Genomic DNA, 18,853 nt, shown 5'->3' on the forward strand with positions numbered 1-18,853 from the left:
AGAGTATGGTTTAACTGTACTCTTCTCTCGTTTTGTTTTAAGAAGTTTATGGTTGCTATTTTTTAATGATTGTGTTTAGCTATACAATGGTTATAATTAGGAGGTGACAGGAATGGAAGAGAAAGATGTAAAAAAAGATGAAATGGAAATTGCAGAAGAGGAAGTAATTGAAGGTGCAGAGCAAGAGCTAGTTACAGAGGAAGAAAAAGAAGAACAAGAAAGCAGTATAGATAATGATGCTTTTAACAAACTTCAGGAAGAAAAGGATCAGCTTCAGGATCGCCTTCTAAGAGTTCAAGCAGAATATGATAACTTTATAAAACGTACAAAGAAAGAAAAAGAGGCTGACTTAAAATATAAATCTCAATCTATCGTTACAGAATTACTTCCAGTGCTAGATAACTTTGAACGTGCATTGCAAGTAGAAATTGAGGATAATCAGGCAAAAAGCGTTGTAGAAGGGCTTGAAATGGTGTATCGTCAATTTAAAATCGTCATGGAAAATGAAGGTGTAAAAGAAATTGAAACAGATAACCAAATGTTTGATCCACTGTTACACCAAGCAGTTATGTCAGTGGAAGAAGAAGGATTTGAATCAAATCAAATTGTTGAAACATTACAAAAAGGTTATCAGCTTAAAGACAAAGTAATTAGACCAGCAATGGTTAAAGTGAATCAATAATTACATATAGTATGTGAAGGAGGATGTTCAAATGGGAAAAATTATCGGAATCGATTTAGGTACAACAAATTCATGTGTAGCTGTAATGGAAGGTGGCGAAGCGAAAGTCATTCCTAATCCGGAAGGCAATCGTACAACACCATCTGTAGTTTCATTTAAAAATGGGGAACGTCAAATTGGGGAAGTAGCAAAACGTCAAGCTATTACAAACCCAAACACTATTCAATCAATTAAACGTCATATGGGTACAGATTACAAAGTGGAAATTGAAGGGAAAGAATATACACCTCAAGAGATTTCTGCGATTATCTTACAACATCTAAAATCATATGCGGAAGATTACTTAGGTGACACTGTAGACAAAGCGGTTATTACAGTTCCGGCATATTTCAATGATGCAGAACGTCAAGCAACAAAAGACGCAGGAAAAATTGCTGGTCTTGAAGTGGAACGTATTATCAATGAACCAACTGCGGCAGCACTTGCATATGGTATTGATAAGGCTGACCAAGATCAAACAGTGCTTGTATATGACCTTGGCGGGGGTACATTTGACGTTTCTATCCTTGATATTGGCGAAGGGACATTCGAAGTTGTTTCAACAGCAGGGGATAACCGTTTAGGTGGAGATGACTTTGATCAGGTATTAATTGATCACATGGTAGAAGAATTCAAGAAAGAAAACGGAATTGACTTAGGTCAAGATAAAATGGCTTTGCAACGCCTAAAAGATGCAGCTGAAAAAGCGAAAAAAGATCTTTCAGGTGTTACACAAACTCAAGTTTCACTGCCGTTTATTACAGCGGGAGATGCTGGTCCGCTACACTTAGAAATGAACATTACGCGAGCTAAATTTGATGAGCTGTCGTCAGACCTTGTAGAGCGTACAATGGGTCCAACTCGCCAGGCGTTAAAAGATGCAGATCTTTCTGCAAGTGAGATTGACAAAGTTATCTTAGTTGGTGGTTCAACACGTATTCCTGCAGTACAGGAAGCAATCAAAAAAGAAATTGGAAAAGATCCATCTAAAGGAGTTAACCCTGATGAGGTAGTAGCGCTAGGTGCAGCAATTCAAGGCGGAGTACTTCAGGGTGATGTGAAAGATGTTGTCTTATTAGATGTTACTCCATTGTCACTAGGTATTGAAACAATGGGTGGTGTAACAACGAAATTAATCGAACGTAATACAACAATCCCAACAAGTCACTCACAAGTATTTTCAACAGCTGCAGATAACCAAACAGCAGTTGATATTCATGTGCTTCAAGGTGAACGTGAAATGGCTGCAGACAATAAGACATTGGGACGTTTCCAATTGACAGATATTCCACCAGCACCTCGTGGTGTGCCGCAAATCGAAGTATCTTTTGATATTGATGCAAATGGTATTGTTAATGTACGTGCGAAAGATTTAGGTACAAACAAAGAACAATCCATCACAATAAAATCATCTTCTGGTCTTTCTGATGAAGAAGTAGAAAAAATGGTGAAAGACGCGGAAGAAAATGCAGAAGCAGATAAAAAACGACGCGAGGAAATCGAATTACGAAATGAAGCAGATCAACTAGTTTTCCAAACAGATAAAACGCTAAAAGATCTTGGTGACAAAGTTTCAGATGAGGAAAAACAAAAAGCTGAAGCAGCTAAAGACGAGTTGAAAAAAGCGTTAGAAGGAAATGATCAAGACGACATTAAAGCGAAGAAAGAAGCTTTGGAAGAACAAGTTCAGGCACTAACTGTAAAACTGTACGAACAAGCGCAACAGGAAGCACAGCAACAACAAGGCGAGCAAGCAGATAATGCTTCTGATGATGTGGTAGATGCAGATTATGAAGAAGTAGATGACGAAGATAAAAAATAAAAGACATTTACTTCCTGTTTTATCAAAAGAGTCAAAGTCGATCAACTGACTTTGACTCTTTCCATGTATGATAAAAATGGTTTATTCAAGTTACATTTTGTCTTGAAAGATTAGATTTGCTGAAAGTGCTAAAAGCACAATTTATTAAATAAATTTGCTATCCTTTCTTATTATTTTCTCAGACAAAATAGATTAGATTTGTTTGTAAGTGTTATAAATGAATGTTATTATTAGTTTTATGCAATAAATGACCGGGAGCGTGATTTGTCAGTGAGTAAACGAGATTATTATGAAGTGCTTGGAGTGTCAAAAGGTGCCTCTAAAGACGAGATCAAAAAAGCGTATCGTAAGCTAGCAAGAAAATATCATCCCGATGTGAATAAAGAAGAAGGTACTGACCAAAAATTTAAAGAAGTAAAAGAAGCTTATGAAGTATTAAGCAATGATCAAAAAAGACAACAATACGATCAATTCGGTCATGCTGGTCCGCAAAGTCAAGGTTTTGGCGGTGCTGGAGCTCAAGACTTTGGTGGATTTGGCGACATCTTTGATATGTTCTTTGGTGGAGGAGGACGTCGTGATCCAAATGCACCAAGACAAGGAAATGATTTACAGTACACAATGACACTGGATTTTGAAGAAGCCATTTTCGGTAAAGAAACAGATATTCATATTCCTAAAGAGGAAAATTGCTCAACATGTAATGGAAGTGGGGCAAAACCTGGCACCACACCAAAAACTTGTAGTCATTGTAATGGGTCAGGTCAGCTGAATGTAGAGCAAAACACACCATTTGGCCGTGTTGTCAACAGAAGAGTTTGTCATCATTGCCATGGTAGTGGTAAAATCATCACAGATAAATGTACTACATGTGGCGGTGATGGTAAGGTAACCAAAAGAAAGAAAATACATGTGAGTATTCCAGCCGGAATTGATGATGGTCAGCAAATACGAGTATCCGGTCAAGGGGAACCAGGCGTAAACGGCGGACCTGCTGGTGATTTATATGTTGTTATCCAAGTGAGAGAACACGAATTTTATCAAAGAGATGGCGACCATATCTTCTGTGAAATGCCAATAACATTTGCACAAGCAGCGCTTGGTGACGAAATTGAAGTACCAACATTGCATGGAAAAGTAAAACTAAAGATTCCTGCAGGTACTCAAACAGGTAAAACTTTCCGACTCAAGGGGAAAGGTGCTCCAAATGTAAGAGGATATGGCCAAGGGGACCAACATATTAAGATCCGTGTGATAACACCCCAAAACCTCACAGATCGGCAAAAAGAGTTATTACGTGAATTTAATGAAATTACCGGGAACCAACCAACAGACGAACATGAAGATTCATTTTTCCAACGTGTTAAGCGTGCATTCAAAGGTGAATAAGTTCAGTCAAAAAATTTCGAAAAAGTGAGTTGATCTGTTTGAAGTGGACAGAGCTTTGTATTTATACTACCAATGAAGCTATTGAACCAATCTCGAATATCATCCATGAGGCTGGCGCAAGTGGTGTAGTGATCGAAGACCAGCAAGATTTGTTTATCGAACGGGAAGCACCATTTGGGGAAATCTATGAATTAAATCCAGAAGACTATCCGGAGGAAGGTGTGCGATTAAAAGCTTACCTTCCTGTTAATAGTTTTCTAGGAGAGACAGTGTCTGAGATTAAGCAAGCTATTAATAATTTGTTGTTATATGATATTGACCTTGGAATGAATAAGATTACATTAAGTGAAGTAAATGAAGAAGAGTGGGCTACCGCTTGGAAAAAGTATTATAAACCTGTGAAAATTTCTGAAAAAATCACCATTACGCCAACATGGGAAGATTACCAACCCGTATCAACAGATGAACTCATCATTGAACTAGATCCTGGTATGGCTTTTGGTACAGGAACACACCCTACAACTGTCCTGAGTATGCAGGCATTAGAAAGATTTTTAGACAAAGATGACCTTGTGATTGATGTAGGCTGTGGTTCCGGTGTCCTTAGCATTGCTTCTGTTCTGCTCGGTGCACGGAACGTTTATGCTTATGACTTGGATGAGGTAGCGGTTCAAAGTGCGAAGTTGAATACAAAAGTAAATAAAGTTGACAAACAGGTAGTCGTAAAGCAGAATAATTTATTGAATAATGTCGATATACACCCAGATATTATTGTTGCGAATATTTTAGCAGAGATAATTTTGCGATTTGAAAGAGATGCATACCATTTATTAAAACCAGACGGACTTTTTATTACATCAGGTATCATTCAAGCAAAAAAACAACTTGTAAAAGACCGTTTAATGGAAGCTGGTTTTGACATTGTGGAAGTGAATCAGATGGAAGATTGGATATCGATAATTGCGAAAAAGCCAAAAGAAAGTAGGTAAGCAATGCAGCGGTATTTTATAGATGAAGATAATTGGCAGGATGGCTATATTGCAATAACTGGGGACGATTATCACCACATTACCAATGTGATGAGAATGGATATTGACTCAGAAATATTGTGTAATCATCCGAATGGCAAAGTCGCCCACTGTAAAATCGAAAAAATAGATACTACAACGGTAGTTGTGAAAATAATAGAATGGCTGGAAAGTAATACAGATTCACCTATTTCCATTACAATTGCCCAAGGATTGCCCAAAGGTGATAAATGGGAGTTCATATTGCAAAAGTCGACAGAGTTAGGCGTTTCTCGAATGATTGCATTTCAAGCAGAGCGGTCCGTTGTAAAATGGGATGACAAAAAAGTGAATAAGAAATTTGCCAGATGGGAAAAGATTGTAAAAGAAGCGAGCGAACAATCCCATCGGAATAAAATTCCATCAGTAGATGGAGTGCTTTCTTTCTCTGCTTTACTAGAAGAAAGTAAAAACTATGAATGGAAGTTTTTCGCCTTCGAAGATGAAGCGAGAAATCGTCAAAGTAAAAAATTACATGATTATTTTGCAAAAATAAATGAAGGCGACAGTGTATTCGTCTGTATTGGACCTGAGGGAGGATTTTCCTTAAATGAAGTTGAGCAGCTACTGGCTGCTTCTTTTCAAGCGATCAGACTTGGTCCAAGAATTCTGCGTACAGAAACAGCACCGCTTTACGTCTTATCTAGCTTATCTTACTACTTTGAAGAAATGAGGTGATCAAATGCCTACAGTTGCATTTCATACATTAGGTTGTAAAGTAAATCACTATGAAACAGAAGGTATTTGGCAAAAATTTAAAAATAAAGGTTATGAACGTGTAGAGTTCGATCACCATGCAGATGTTTATGTTATTAACACATGTACAGTAACAAATACTGGTGATAAAAAGAGCAGGCAAGTTATCCGAAGGGCGATCAGAAGTAATCCAGAGGGGATCGTATGTGTAACTGGATGTTATGCGCAAACATCTCCAGGTGAAATTATGGAGATACCAGGTGTTGATATCGTTGTCGGCACACAAGATCGCGGCAAAATGATTCAATATATTGAAGAGCATCAAGAACACCGTCAGCCGATTAATGGCGTTTCTAACATTATGAAAAACCGTGTGTTTGAAGAAATGGATGTACCGGCATTTACTGACAGAACACGTGCATCACTAAAAATTCAAGAAGGATGTAATAATTTCTGTACTTTCTGTATAATTCCATGGTCAAGAGGTTTATTACGTTCAAGAGAACCCGAAAATGTGTTGAAGCAAGCACAACAGCTTGTCGATGCAGGCTATAAAGAAGTTGTCCTTACAGGTATCCATACAGCTGGTTACGGCGAAGATATGAAGGACTATAATTTTGCTCAACTATTAAGAGACTTAGAGTCAAAAGTAGATGGACTAAAACGAATTCGTATTTCTTCAATTGAAGCTAGTCAAATTACTGATGAAGTTATTGAAGTCTTGGATCAATCGGAAAAAGTTGTTCCACATCTTCATATTCCATTACAGGCAGGTTCTGATACAGTGTTAGAACGAATGCGCCGGAAGTATTCGACGGATTTTTACCGCAAACGTGTGGAGAAGATTCAGCAAGCACTGCCAAAATTAGCAATCACCTCAGACGTTATTGTTGGTTTCCCTGGTGAAACTGATGAGGAATTCAAGGAAACCGTAGACTTTATCAAAGAAATTGGCTATTCAGAATTGCACGTATTCCCATTCTCCAGACGAACAGGAACACCTGCTGCCAGAATGGATAACCAAGTAGATGAAGATGTCAAAAATGAGCGTGTTCAACAATTAATTAATCTATCTAATGAACAAGCGTTAGCTTATGCTAAACAATTTGAAGATCAAGTGATTGAAGTGATTCCTGAGGAAACAGCTGATGAAGAGAATCCTCACATGTTAGTGGGTTACTCTGATAACTATTTAAAAGTGAAGTTTGAAGGAACGCAAGATATGATTGGCGAGATTGTTCGAGTGAAAATTACCAATGCAGGTTATCCGTACAATGAAGGGAAATTTGTCCGTGTAATGGATGATCTAGCATTACAAGTCTGATTTTAAGGGCCACAGTCTACACTGTGGTTTTTCTTTGCTACTCGTGCTATTCTTGCAGTAGAAATTTATTAAAAGGAGTGAAAAGAATGAATAAAAAATATCTAGCAAAAGCTATTGACCATACGTTATTAAAGCCAGACGCGAATAAAGAGCAAATTGACCGTATTTTAAATGAAGCTAAAGAGTACGGATTTGCTTCCGTATGCATCAATCCGCAATGGGTAAAACACGCTTATGGTGTCTTAAAAGATACTGATGTAAAAGTTTGTACAGTAATTGGTTTTCCGCTTGGAGCTACTTCATCGGAAACAAAAGCTTTTGAAACAAAACAAGCAATACAAGATGGGGCGAAGGAAATAGATATGGTCATCGCAATAGGTTCCTTAAAATCTGGTGATGATGATTATGTTGAAAAAGACATTAGATCGGTAGTCAAAGCTGCTGGAGATAACGCAATCGTGAAAGTAATTATCGAAACAACATTATTAACAGATGATGAAAAGATTCGCGCATGTCGTCTAGCTCAAAATGCCGGGGCTGATTTTGTGAAAACATCGACAGGTTTTGCTGGTGGTGGAGCAACTGTAGCTGATGTTAAATTAATGTTTGAGACAGTTGGTCCGGACCTAGAAGTTAAAGCATCTGGCGGTGTGAAAGACTTAGACACAATGCAGCAAATGCTAGAAGCAGGTGCCACAAGAATTGGTGCAAGTGCAGGTATTTCTATTATAAATGGACTGGAAACTGACACAGATTATTAAAGAATGCATAAAACTGTTGACCTAGAATAATTCGTATATTATAATTGCATGGAGACATATGTATGGTTACATATGTCAGATTAATTTTGTTGTATGCTTCGGAGGGAGGGAAATTAGCATGTCTAACACAACTCGCGTTCGTAAAAACGAGTCACTTGAAGATGCTCTTCGTCGCTTTAAACGTAGTGTATCAAAGTCTGGTACACTATCTGAATATCGTAAGCGTGAATTTTATGAAAAACCTAGTGTTCGCCGTAAGAAGAAATCTGAGGCAGCTAGAAAGCGTAAATTTTAAAGAGGGTGTAGTGAATAATGGCAATCATTGAACTTTTGAACCAGGATATGAAACAGGCGATGAAGGACAAAGATAAAGTAAAACTTGGTGTAATTAGAATGGTCAAAGCATCGATACAAAATGAAGCCATTAAATTGAAGAAAGATGCATTGTCAGAAGAAGAAGAATTAACTGTTTTAGCCCGAGAGCTGAAACAAAGAAAAGATTCCCTCCACGAATTTAAAGAAGCTGGACGCGAAGATCTTGTAAGCAAGTTAGAAGAAGAAATTAAAGTCATACAAGCTTATATGCCGGAACAATTATCTGATGAAGAATTAGAGCAAATAGTTGTTCAAACGATCGAAGAAGTTCAAGCAGAATCAAAAAAAGATATGGGAAAAGTGATGAGTGCTCTTATGCCAAAGGTAAAAGGAAAGGCAGAAGGTGCAAGAGTGAACCAATTCGTTCAAAAACATTTACAGTAAATGAAAAGAATAGATTGATTCCTTTACTATCACAATATAATATAAAAACCCTTAGCACTCGCTAAGGGTTTTTATTATCCGTTAAACTGCCAATATTTATTCGGGGAAGTTAGGCAAGGATGAATTTGGTGTAGATTAAAAATCACTTCAAACATTTCCTTTATTACCTTCATTATGATAAACTATTCTCAGCAGAAAAAAATGAAACCTAATTCTTTTTTATCCGTATACCTTATTGTACATAAAATTAATATAGAAAGGAGGGGAATAAGTGCAAATTGTGATCAAAAATTCACTTATTTTGTTAGGTCTTCTCCTTATGACAGCCCTTCTATTTCTCCCGACAAGTACCACTGTTCATGCAGAGCAAGGGGATGGAAAGCTTGTATATGTTATTCCAATTGAAAATACTGTGGAGCGCGGTTTAGAGGCATTTATTCGCAGAACAACAAAGGAAGCAATGGAAGCAAATGCTAACCACATCATTTTTGAAATCAATACACCAGGCGGCCGTGTTGATGCTGCTGAGAATATTGGGGAGATATTACAAGACTTGGAGATTGAAACATCTTCTTTTATTACTGTTAAAGCATTGTCGGCAGGGTCATATATTGCGTTAAATACGGATAATATCTATATGAAGCCACAAGCAAGTATGGGAGCAAGCGGTGTTATTACATCTGATGGGAATGCTGCCGAAAAAAAGGCTCAATCTGCTTGGATTACGAGTATGAAGAGTGCAGCAAGCTCCAAAGGACGAGATCCATTATACGCAGAAGCAATGGCTAATCCTGATGTCGATTTGCCGGAATATGGGGCACCTGAAGGTGATTTCCTAACATTAGGACCTGACTCTGCAGTAGAAGTAGGTTATGCTGAGGCTATTGCTGACCATCGAACAGAACTCTTAACTATGTTATCACTGTCTGAAGCAGAAGTAGTCGAATTAGAACCGACTGCTGCTGAAGGAATCGCACGGTTATTAACAGATCCAGTAGTAGTTCCAATTCTACTTTCTCTTGCAAGTATAGGATTAGTTGTCGAGTTATATTCACCTGGATTTGGTATACCTGGTTCGATTGGTATTGTCTCATTAATCTTATATTTTTACGGGCATATTGTTGCTGGTTTAGCAGGATATGAGGCAATTGTGCTTTTGGTATTAGGGTTTGTTTTGATCATTGTTGAAATATTTGCCCCTGGAGGAATTATCGGCTTCATTGGTGTAGGAGCAATAGTAGCTGCTTTATTTATGTCAACGAATGATGCTGGTCATATGACAATGAGTATTGCTATTGCTCTTATTTCAGCCATAATTGTTTCTATTATCCTATTCAAAACAATAGGGTTAGAGAAAGGGTTTTTACGCCATATTATTTTAAACGATGCTACATCCACTGAGAAGGGGTATGTATCGACAATTAATCGAACTGATCTCCTTGAGCAAAAAGGAGTGACTGTTACCCCATTAAGACCATCAGGAACTGCTGAATTTGGATCTGAGCGGTTAGATGTCGTGTCTGAGGGTGGTTATATTAACGTGAACCAGGCTGTAGAAATTATTAAGGTGGAAGGATCACGTATAGTAGTTAGAGAAATTTAAATAATTAGGAGGAAGAATTATGCCAACAGATTTTGAAGGATTGTTTCCGATTATATTAATTGGGCTAATTGTTATCGTAGTTGCAGTACTATTTACATTTATCCCAGTAATGCTATGGATTAGTGCCTTAGCAGCAGGAGTTAGAGTAAGTATCTTCACATTAATTGGGATGCGACTAAGAAGGGTAGTGCCGTCACGAGTAATTAATCCATTAATTAAGGCACATAAAGCTGGTATTGATGTAACTACAAATCAATTGGAGAGCCACTTTTTAGCAGGTGGTAATGTTGACCGTGTAGTAAATGCACTTATAGCTGCACAAAGAGCGAATATTGAGTTAAGCTTCGAACGTTGTGCCGCGATTGATTTAGCAGGACGTGACGTTTTAGAGGCAGTTCAAATGAGTGTTAACCCGAAAGTAATCGAAACACCATTTATTGCAGGTATCTCAATGGATGGTATTGAGGTGAAAGCAAAAGCGAGAATTACTGTTCGAGCAAATATCGACAGATTAGTCGGTGGTGCTGGTGAGGATACAATCATTGCCCGTGTTGGGGAAGGAGTAGTAAGTACAATTGGTAGTGCAAAAGCCCATACAGAGGTACTTGAAAACCCTGATTCAATCTCTCATAATGTTTTAGACCGTGGTCTAGATGCTGGTACTGCCTTTGAAATTCTTTCAATTGATATTGCTGATGTAGATATCGGTAAAAACATTGGTGCCATTCTGCAAACAGATCAAGCAGAAGCAGATAAAAATATCGCTCAGGCGAAAGCCGAAGAGCGACGTGCAATGGCGGTTGCCCAAGAGCAGGAAATGGTTGCCAAAGTTCAGGAAATGCGTGCGAAGGTGGTTGAGGCAGAGGCAGAAGTTCCACAAGCACTTGCTGAAGCATTACGGTCAGGCAAAATGGGTGTAATGGATTATATGAATTATAAAAACATTGATGCTGATACGGATATGCGTGATGCCATCGGTAAACTTAGTGAATCTGATGAAGATGAAGAGAAGTAATGCTAAAATGAACGAACAAAAATCCTGGCAGCAAATCTCTTTTATTTGCTAGAAAGGAAGAGTACTATGGAAGATTTATTAGGTTTTCTTATACCAATCATTGGTGTTATTCTTTGGATAACGGGAATGTTTAATTCTAAAAATGAAGAAGATCAATCTAAGCCAAAACCTGTTAGAAAGTTTCCTCAGACAAATACTAATGACACTGGACAGGTAAACCATGAACCTGATCCAACCAAAGAGATGCAGCCTGCTTATGCTGAAGATATAGATCAAACAAGTTTCCAGGATCAGAAAAAGCAGCAAATGGAGCGTTTGAAACAAAGCATTCAAAGGTCAGAATCTATTACAAAGAAGCAACAGGAAATGTTAGATAATTCACCGATTCTCAAAGGGAAAAAGCAAGTGAATAAGAAACAGCCAGAATTATCGATCAAAAACAATTTAACCAGAAAAGGCGTAGCCCAGGGAATTATCATGGCAGAAGTCCTTGGAAAACCCCGTGCATACAAAAAAAGATCTTATTAATAATTTGACCGCAGATCAAAATCTGCGGTCTTTTGTATTTCAAATTCTCTGCTCAATGGTTTCTACATATACAGTAATGTGTTTCCTTCAATTGCACTCACTAATGTTCTAATATAGCAAGTTCAAGATTATCGCTGAGTCAAAAGAATTTTTTATATTTGTAAGTTAATGAAAACAGAATCAGTAAACGTATACCCATATGCTACAATTATCATTTATTGAATATCTTGGCTTTGTTTTTCTGGCATATACCCCTTGTCTTGGTCATACAATGTTGGAGAAGGGGGCGAAGTCTGTTGGCACAATGGAAAGAAAAACTAACCAGAATGATAACAAAAACATTTGATCTTCCTTCTGAAGTTATGCTGGAGCTCCCCCGAATTACAATGATTGGCTCCATTCATTTTTATATAGAAAACCATCAAGGCTTAGTCATTTTTCAGACAGATGAATTACTACTGAAAGTACACCAAGGCTATGTGCGAATCAATGGTTCTGATTTTGTTTTAAAAATGATGGTAGGTCAGGAAATCTTATTAGAAGGAAAAATAAAGGATATAACCTTTCATGATGAAAGTGTTAAAACCGAAATCGGAGGGAAAGGTTAAATGTTTTATAAAAAGAAAAATTGGTTCTCGGGAACAATAACAATTAAAGTAATTGGAGACTATCCAGAGTTATTTTTTGATTTATGTACAAGGAATGGAATTCATGTATGGGATATAAAAAAAATGGACCGTACTACCTGTGTAGGGGATATTGATCTTAAGGACTTATCAAAATTAAGAAAGATAAAAAGAAAAACAATTCATAAAATCTACTTTGAAGCAAAACAAGGATTTCCTTTTTTATTAAAACATACGTTATATCAAAAACCACTTCTGATTGGATTTATGATAGCAGTGTGTTTTATTTTTTTATTATCGAATATGGTTTGGAGGGTAAATGTTGTCGGTCTGGATGAAGAATTAGAAAATAAAGTTTTTGAACAATTAGACAGTTATGGTGTATCACCAGGGAATTTTCAATGGAATATTGAATCACCAGGCGATATCCAGAACCAGCTAATCAAAGATATTCCGGAATTATTGTGGATTGGTGTAACGAAAAATGGGACAGCCTATCATCTAGAAGGGGTAGAGAAAACGCGAGTTGATATAGAGGAAGAGGGGGTTCCAGGCCATCTTGTTGCAACAAAAGAAGGGGTAATTGTTGATATATACGCAGAAAAAGGACAACCACTAGTCAAAGTAAACGATGTGGTAGAAAAAGGGGATATACTAATATCTGCCTACTTGAATGATAAGGAGGTCGAAGGGGATGAAGAAAAAGAAGAAAAGAAAGAAACCGATAAGCAATCGCCCCTTATCGCTAAAGGGGAAGTGATTGCAAAGGTGTGGTATCGAAGTACCATTACAATCCCTGTAAAAGATAGTTATGATGTCCTGACAGGTGAAAGTTCTGTTAAACATTACTTTAATGTATTTGATTTCTTGATACCGGTTTGGAATTTCCGAAACCCTAGCTATAAAGAGGTACAAATGGAAACGGAAGAAAAGGAGTTTTATTTTCTTAACTGGAAGCTGCCTGTCAGTTATGTAAAACAAACAATTTTAGAAAAAGAAGAAATTCTAGAAGAAAGAACTATTGAAGCAGCTAAATCGTTGGCTAAAGAACAAGCAGTTCGAAGGCTAAAACAAATGATTCCATTAAATGCAAAAATAGAAGATGAAAAAGTTTTGCACGAAAGGGAAGAGAATGGTAAAGTAAAATTAACCATATATTATACTGTATTAGAAGATATAACGAAGCGACAACCATTAACTCAAGGAGACTGATTATGCCAGAAGATTTAAAAGTTATTGATCTACAATTAGAAAATGCAAATGAAGGACTAGATTTATTCGGTACAGAGGATAGACATTTAAAACAATTAGAAGAACAGTTAGCTGTATCCATTGTTTCCAGAGGGGAACAGATTAGTGTTTCAGGTAGCGATTCAGATATAATTATCGTTGATGAAGTATTAAATGGTTTACTTACCATTATTCGTAAAGGAATTCCTATCTCTGAGCGTGATGTTATTTATGCGGTTGAGTTGGCGAAAAGAGGAAAGATTGACCAGCTAGCAACATTATTTGAAGACGAAATTACAAAAACAGCAAAAGGGAAATCCATTCGTGTAAAGACTTTAGGTCAACGTAATTACTTACAGGCTTTAAAACAGAATGATCTTGTTTTTGGTATTGGACCGGCCGGAACCGGAAAAACCTATTTAGCTGTTGTTATGGCTATACAAGCATTAAAAAGCGGGAAAGTAAAACGCATAATTTTAACAAGACCTGCAGTGGAAGCTGGTGAAAGTTTAGGTTTTCTGCCAGGTGATCTGAAAGAAAAAGTTGATCCGTATTTGCGCCCATTGTACGATGCATTACATGATGTGCTGGGAACTGAACATACAATGCGATTAATTGAGCGCGGGACAATTGAAATCGCGCCATTAGCATATATGAGGGGCCGAACACTAGATGATGCGTTTGTTATATTGGATGAAGCACAAAATACAACAGCCGCACAAATGAAGATGTTTCTAACACGGCTAGGTTTCGGATCAAAAATGGTTATTACAGGTGATGTAACACAAATCGATTTACCGAAAGGTGTTTATTCTGGGTTAGTTGAAGCAAAAGATAAGTTAGGTAATATGAAGGGGATTAGCTTCGTTCATTTATCACAAGCAGATGTTGTGAGACATCCAATAGTTCAAAAAATCATTGAAGCATATGAATAATTATATAAATTGAGATAAGGACACTGGTTCATACTATAAAAGGCACTGCACTATGTAACTTGGTGATAAAGCCGGTTTTTGTAAAATTGAACCTTGTCTTTAAAAAATGAGGGATTGTAATGAACAAAGATCGTATCATCCAAAAATTAACACACTACTTCCGCCATGATTGGTTGCGTTACCTGATGACAGCCGTATTATGTACTGTCATTTTTTTCTCATTGACATATACAAATGTATATATGGAAACATATGATATTGAGAAATTTTCGACAGCTAAGGAAGCGATACGATCCCCTATTACAATCGAAAATACAAAGGAAACGGAAAGAAGAATCAGAGAGGCTGTTCAGTCTGTAGAAGACCATTATGAAATCTCATCAAATGTAACAGAGGAACAAGTAATGGCAGTTAACGAGATTTTTGAAGTAATAGAGAAGATTGAATCAGAAGATTTAAAGGAAGTATTGTCCAAGACGACAGTAACCGTGAACGATAAGGTAGCCTATTTGAAACAATTAGTCGAAGAAGATTCGGTGAGAGAAATGAATTCTGCTGTTTTTATTGCATTGTTTGAAGCAGAAGCAAGTGACCGTTTACTGGCAAAAGAATTACTAACATCTTCCTTATATGACGCTTTTCACACAGGGATAAAAGTGGAAGAGGAACAGCAGGTTATTAGCAGCATTGAGCAAAAATTAAGCTATTCAACACTGGATTATTCATTTGTTCAATCGCTAAAACCACTGATAGAATATGGAGTTGAACCAAATTCCTTTTTCTCGGCTGATCAAACAAATGAAGCACAAAAACAAGCCAGAGAAGGGGTTGAACCTGTGCTCATCAGAGCCGGTGAACTAATCGTAGAAGAAGGACAAGTAATCACTAATGAGTTATATGAAGAATTAGAGATTACTGGGTTGTTGAATGAGAAAAGAAACATCTTTCCGCTAATTGGTCTATTAATTCTAATGTTACTGTTAGGAATGGTGGTTTTTTTAGAACTCAATCATACAAGCAATTCTTCCTATACAACCAGAAAATTAGTGGCGATAATTGTGATGAGTGGAGTAATTGTCGGTGTAATGAAAGTAATCAGTTTTTACGTCACAACAGTTAACCCTTTATATTTTATTACACCAATTGCCACTGTATCCATGTTATTAAAGATACTAATTAAAGAAAGAATGGCCATTGTGTTTTCGATTATTTATGCAGTTGTGGGCAGTGTAGTATTTAATGCGAATATTCCAGGACTGCTTAATATGGAAGTTGGAATCTATTTTCTGATTACACAGTTAGTTAGTATTTATTTCTTGGCAATAGTGAAAGATAAAGCTGCTATTGTTAAAACAGGAGTGGGCGTTGCCTTGATGAACGCCATTACTGTATACCTATTTTTATTATTATCATTCGAGAAATATGACTGGTCTGACTATTTATTGTTTGGCAGTTATGGATTTTTATCAGCAATTATTGCAACAGTATTAACTGTCGGCATGCTTCCCTTCTTTGAATCAGGGCTGGGTATATTATCTGATTCCAAATTATTAACATTATCCAGTCCAAATCAGCCTTTATTGCGAAAGTTATTAATTGAAGCACCTGGAACCTACCATCATAGTATTATGGTAGCCAATTTGAGTGAAGCTTCATGTGAGGCGATTGGCGCTAACGGATTATTAGCACGAGTTGCTGCATATTATCATGACCTTGGTAAAACAGTCAGACCACACTATTTCATTGAAAACCAAATGGGAATGAAGAATCCTCATGACTATTTGGATCCATATCAAAGTGCTGACATTATTTTGCAACATCCGATAGATGGAGCAAACTTATTAAAAAAAGAAAAGCTCCCTCAGGAAATTATAGACATTGCATTACAGCACCATGGTACAACATTGCTTAAGTATTTTTATTACAAAGCAAAAGATAAGAATGACAATGTAAAAGAAGAGGATTTTAGATATGCCGGTCCTAAGCCTGCTACAAAAGAGGCAGCTGTTGTTTCTATTTGTGATTCGATTGAAGCTGCAGTCAGATCTTTGTCTAATCCTGACCAGAAAGAGATTGAGAAAATCGTCTCTTCTATTTTCCAGGACCGTATGTTAGATGGTCAGTTAAATGATAGCACACTAACTTTCATGGAGTTAGAACAAATGAAAAATGTGATATGTGAAACATTAAAAGGAATATACCATTCAAGAATTCAATACCCTAAAACAGAAAACATGAAGGAGGCTAAGTAGTATGGAAATTGATTTTATTGATGAAACGAATAAAATTTCTAGTGATCAGATCGAGCAGATAGAGGATTTATTATTATATGCGGCCAAGGCGGAATCTGTGTCAGGTTTAGCAGAGCTTTCCGTCACATTTGTTGATAATACAGAAATTCAGCACTTGAACAAACAATATAGAGATTTAGATAAACCGACAGATGTCTTATCATTCGCATTAGAAGAAGAGAGTGAAGGTGAAATGGCGATAGCAGGAGAGGAAATACCTGTTATTCTTGGAGATATTATTATCTCTATCGATAAAGCGGAAGAACAAGCTAAAGATTACAATCACTCATTGTCAAGAGAACTTGGCTTTTTGGCATTGCATGGCTTTTTACATTTGCTAGGTTACGACCATATGGAAGAAGCAGATGAAAAAAAGATGTTTGGCAGACAAGAGGAGATCTTAAATGGCTTCGGATTATCGAGATAAAGGACGCTTTTATTTCGGGTTTAAATATGCATGGAACGGGTTATTATATGCAATAAAAAGCGAAAGAAATGTGAAAATACATTTGATTGCAATGATCATTGTTTTTATTCTTGGTATATTAACAAAGCTATCTTCGATTGAGTGGGCGGTTCTTTGTTTAACATGCAGTGCCGTAATAAGTATGGAAGTACTGAACACAGCGGTAGAAACTGCTTTAAATTACCTGGAACCAAACAAAAAAGCAGCAATCGGCCTTGCAAAGGATCTTGCAGCGGGAGCAGTTTTAGTTACAGCCATATTTGCTGTTATTATTGGCTGTTTTATCTTTCTTCCTCACTGGATAGATTAATTTTAGCAAATTATCATATATGTAAAAACATTACCACTAGTTTTGTCGAAAGTATGAAATGGAGTAAATTTTATTGTATGATATACATATACAAAGCAACATGAAAAACGGAGGAACATCAATGGAAAAAACATTTAAATCAGGATTTGTAGCAATTATTGGCAGACCAAATGTAGGAAAGTCTACTTTTATGAATCGAGTAATCGGACAAAAAATAGCAATCATGAGTGATAAAGCACAAACAACGAGAAATAAAATACAGGGTGTCTATACGGATAATGATAAGCAAATTGTGTTTATCGATACACCTGGTATTCATAAACCGAAACATAAACTTGGGGATTTTATGGTAAAAATCGCTGAGAATACGTTAAATGAAGTTGATGCCATAATGTTTATGATTAATGCAGATGAAGGTTACGGACGTGGTGATCAGTATATTATTGATCGGCTTCAATCAAATAAGACACCAGTTTTCTTAGTTATCAATAAAATTGATCTTGTAACACCTGATGAATTATTGCCGCTTATACAGCAATATAAGGACAAGTATCCGTTTCAGGAAATTCTCCCAATTTCTGCACTAGAAGGAAATAATGTGGAACATCTGATGGATGTTTTTACAGATTTCTTACCAGAAGGTCCTCAATTCTATCCGGATGATCAAATTACAGACCATCCTGAACGTTTTATTATCTCAGAATTAATAAGAGAAAAAGTTCTTCACTTAACAAGGGAAGAGATACCCCATTCAGTTGCTGTAGTTATTGACCAGATAAGTAATAGAGGCGAGAATGATAAATTGCTTGTACAGGCAAGTATCATTGTTGAGCGAAAGTCTCAAAAAGGAATCATTATTGGCAAACAGGGACAAATGCTAAAGGAAATTGGCAAAAGAGCACGCCAGGATATTGAAGGATTACTCGGTTCCAAAGTATTTCTTGAATTGTGGGTAAAAGTACAAGAAAATTGGCGAAATAAACCCCATCATTTATATGAACTTGGCTTTAAGCAAGACGAATACTAGGTTGTTTCTGTGTCAGCATTCGCCAAACACCATACATGGTAAATATTATTACTAATTGAATGACTGTTTTGGGTTATTCTATTAATGAGCACAATGAAAGACAACCAAAAGGAAAGGTGAGGTTTGTTGTGATCGATGTACCATGGAAAATTTTCAGTCAAACGGGTAATATAGAAGCGTATTTGTGGATGAAACAAATTGAACTAGATGAAACCACGGAAACAGACCAGGAATCCTTAGATGATTCATTATTAGAAGACACACATTTTTAAACTAGAAAGGG

Annotated in this window: 20 protein-coding genes; all 20 read left to right on the plus strand. The window is 36.8% G+C overall.

The genetic code is table 11. From position 1 onward, the window contains the following. Window positions 1-112: 112 nt before the first annotated feature. The 20 genes from grpE (at window position 113) to ACFOY7_RS14015 (ending at window position 18,842) form a co-directional block, all read left to right on the plus strand. Window positions 113-682, plus strand: coding sequence for a nucleotide exchange factor GrpE (gene grpE, locus ACFOY7_RS13920; RefSeq protein WP_390252703.1), 570 nt, complete (start codon window positions 113-115; stop codon window positions 680-682). Window positions 683-713: 31 nt separating this feature from the next. Then, window positions 714-2,543, plus strand: coding sequence for a molecular chaperone DnaK (gene dnaK, locus ACFOY7_RS13925; RefSeq protein ID WP_390252704.1), 1,830 nt, complete (start codon window positions 714-716; stop codon window positions 2,541-2,543). A 270-nt stretch (window positions 2,544-2,813) separates the two neighbouring features. After that, on the plus strand, window positions 2,814-3,932 hold the full coding sequence (gene dnaJ / locus ACFOY7_RS13930) for a molecular chaperone DnaJ (protein WP_390252706.1): 1,119 nt from the start codon (window positions 2,814-2,816) through the stop codon (window positions 3,930-3,932). A 38-nt stretch (window positions 3,933-3,970) separates the two neighbouring features. Further along, window positions 3,971-4,921 (plus strand): 50S ribosomal protein L11 methyltransferase, encoded by a 951-nt coding sequence (prmA, locus tag ACFOY7_RS13935; RefSeq protein WP_390252707.1) that lies wholly within the window; start codon window positions 3,971-3,973, stop codon window positions 4,919-4,921. A gap of 3 nt (window positions 4,922-4,924) precedes the next feature. Then, entirely contained in the window at window positions 4,925-5,677 is a 753-nt protein-coding gene (locus tag ACFOY7_RS13940) for a 16S rRNA (uracil(1498)-N(3))-methyltransferase (protein WP_390252708.1), read from the plus strand. Between the two features lie 4 nt (window positions 5,678-5,681). Then, window positions 5,682-7,019: a tRNA (N(6)-L-threonylcarbamoyladenosine(37)-C(2))-methylthiotransferase MtaB gene (mtaB, locus tag ACFOY7_RS13945; RefSeq protein ID WP_390252709.1), complete on the plus strand. Its 1,338-nt coding sequence runs from the start codon at window positions 5,682-5,684 to the stop codon at window positions 7,017-7,019. A gap of 86 nt (window positions 7,020-7,105) precedes the next feature. Next, window positions 7,106-7,780 carry a deoxyribose-phosphate aldolase gene (gene deoC / locus ACFOY7_RS13950; protein ID WP_390252710.1) on the plus strand — a complete coding sequence of 225 codons (675 nt, stop codon included), beginning with the start codon at window positions 7,106-7,108 and terminating at the stop codon, window positions 7,778-7,780. A 118-nt stretch (window positions 7,781-7,898) separates the two neighbouring features. Continuing rightward, the gene (gene rpsU, locus ACFOY7_RS13955; RefSeq protein ID WP_018931586.1) at window positions 7,899-8,075 is read left to right on the plus strand and encodes a 30S ribosomal protein S21; all 177 of its coding nucleotides are present in this window, start codon (window positions 7,899-7,901) and stop codon (window positions 8,073-8,075) included. Window positions 8,076-8,092: 17 nt separating this feature from the next. Beyond that, window positions 8,093-8,539, plus strand: coding sequence for a GatB/YqeY domain-containing protein (locus ACFOY7_RS13960; RefSeq protein WP_390252711.1), 447 nt, complete (start codon window positions 8,093-8,095; stop codon window positions 8,537-8,539). Window positions 8,540-8,858: 319 nt separating this feature from the next. After that, on the plus strand, window positions 8,859-10,142 hold the full coding sequence (locus tag ACFOY7_RS13965) for an NfeD family protein (RefSeq protein ID WP_390254108.1): 1,284 nt from the start codon (window positions 8,859-8,861) through the stop codon (window positions 10,140-10,142). Window positions 10,143-10,161: 19 nt separating this feature from the next. Beyond that, the gene (gene floA / locus ACFOY7_RS13970; protein ID WP_390252712.1) at window positions 10,162-11,157 is read left to right on the plus strand and encodes a flotillin-like protein FloA; all 996 of its coding nucleotides are present in this window, start codon (window positions 10,162-10,164) and stop codon (window positions 11,155-11,157) included. Between the two features lie 66 nt (window positions 11,158-11,223). After that, a complete protein-coding gene (locus tag ACFOY7_RS13975) occupies window positions 11,224-11,685 on the plus strand; it encodes a hypothetical protein (protein ID WP_390252713.1) in 462 nt (153 codons plus the stop codon). A 296-nt stretch (window positions 11,686-11,981) separates the two neighbouring features. Continuing rightward, window positions 11,982-12,293 (plus strand): sporulation protein YqfC, encoded by a 312-nt coding sequence (yqfC, locus tag ACFOY7_RS13980; RefSeq protein WP_390252714.1) that lies wholly within the window; start codon window positions 11,982-11,984, stop codon window positions 12,291-12,293. Next, entirely contained in the window at window positions 12,294-13,523 is a 1,230-nt protein-coding gene (gene yqfD / locus ACFOY7_RS13985) for a sporulation protein YqfD (protein WP_390252715.1), read from the plus strand. Between the two features lie 2 nt (window positions 13,524-13,525). After that, on the plus strand, window positions 13,526-14,476 hold the full coding sequence (locus tag ACFOY7_RS13990; RefSeq protein ID WP_390252716.1) for a PhoH family protein: 951 nt from the start codon (window positions 13,526-13,528) through the stop codon (window positions 14,474-14,476). Between the two features lie 119 nt (window positions 14,477-14,595). After that, window positions 14,596-16,728 carry an HD family phosphohydrolase gene (locus ACFOY7_RS13995; protein WP_390252717.1) on the plus strand — a complete coding sequence of 711 codons (2,133 nt, stop codon included), beginning with the start codon at window positions 14,596-14,598 and terminating at the stop codon, window positions 16,726-16,728. A gap of 1 nt (window position 16,729) precedes the next feature. Beyond that, complete coding sequence (gene ybeY, locus ACFOY7_RS14000; RefSeq protein WP_390252718.1) at window positions 16,730-17,194, plus strand: rRNA maturation RNase YbeY; 465 nt, start codon at window positions 16,730-16,732, stop codon at window positions 17,192-17,194. Then, the gene (locus ACFOY7_RS14005) at window positions 17,172-17,543 is read left to right on the plus strand and encodes a diacylglycerol kinase family protein (protein WP_390252719.1); all 372 of its coding nucleotides are present in this window, start codon (window positions 17,172-17,174) and stop codon (window positions 17,541-17,543) included. Before ybeY ends, ACFOY7_RS14005 begins: the two co-directional genes overlap by 23 nt. 121 nt (window positions 17,544-17,664) lie before the next feature. Next, entirely contained in the window at window positions 17,665-18,570 is a 906-nt protein-coding gene (era, locus tag ACFOY7_RS14010; RefSeq protein WP_390252720.1) for a GTPase Era, read from the plus strand. Between the two features lie 59 nt (window positions 18,571-18,629). Beyond that, a complete protein-coding gene (locus tag ACFOY7_RS14015) occupies window positions 18,630-18,842 on the plus strand; it encodes a YqzL family protein (RefSeq protein ID WP_390252721.1) in 213 nt (70 codons plus the stop codon). Window positions 18,843-18,853 lie beyond the last annotated feature (11 nt).

The sequence above is a fragment of the Gracilibacillus xinjiangensis genome (assembly GCF_042651765.1).
Lineage (GTDB): Bacteria > Bacillota > Bacilli > Bacillales > Amphibacillaceae > Gracilibacillus > Gracilibacillus xinjiangensis.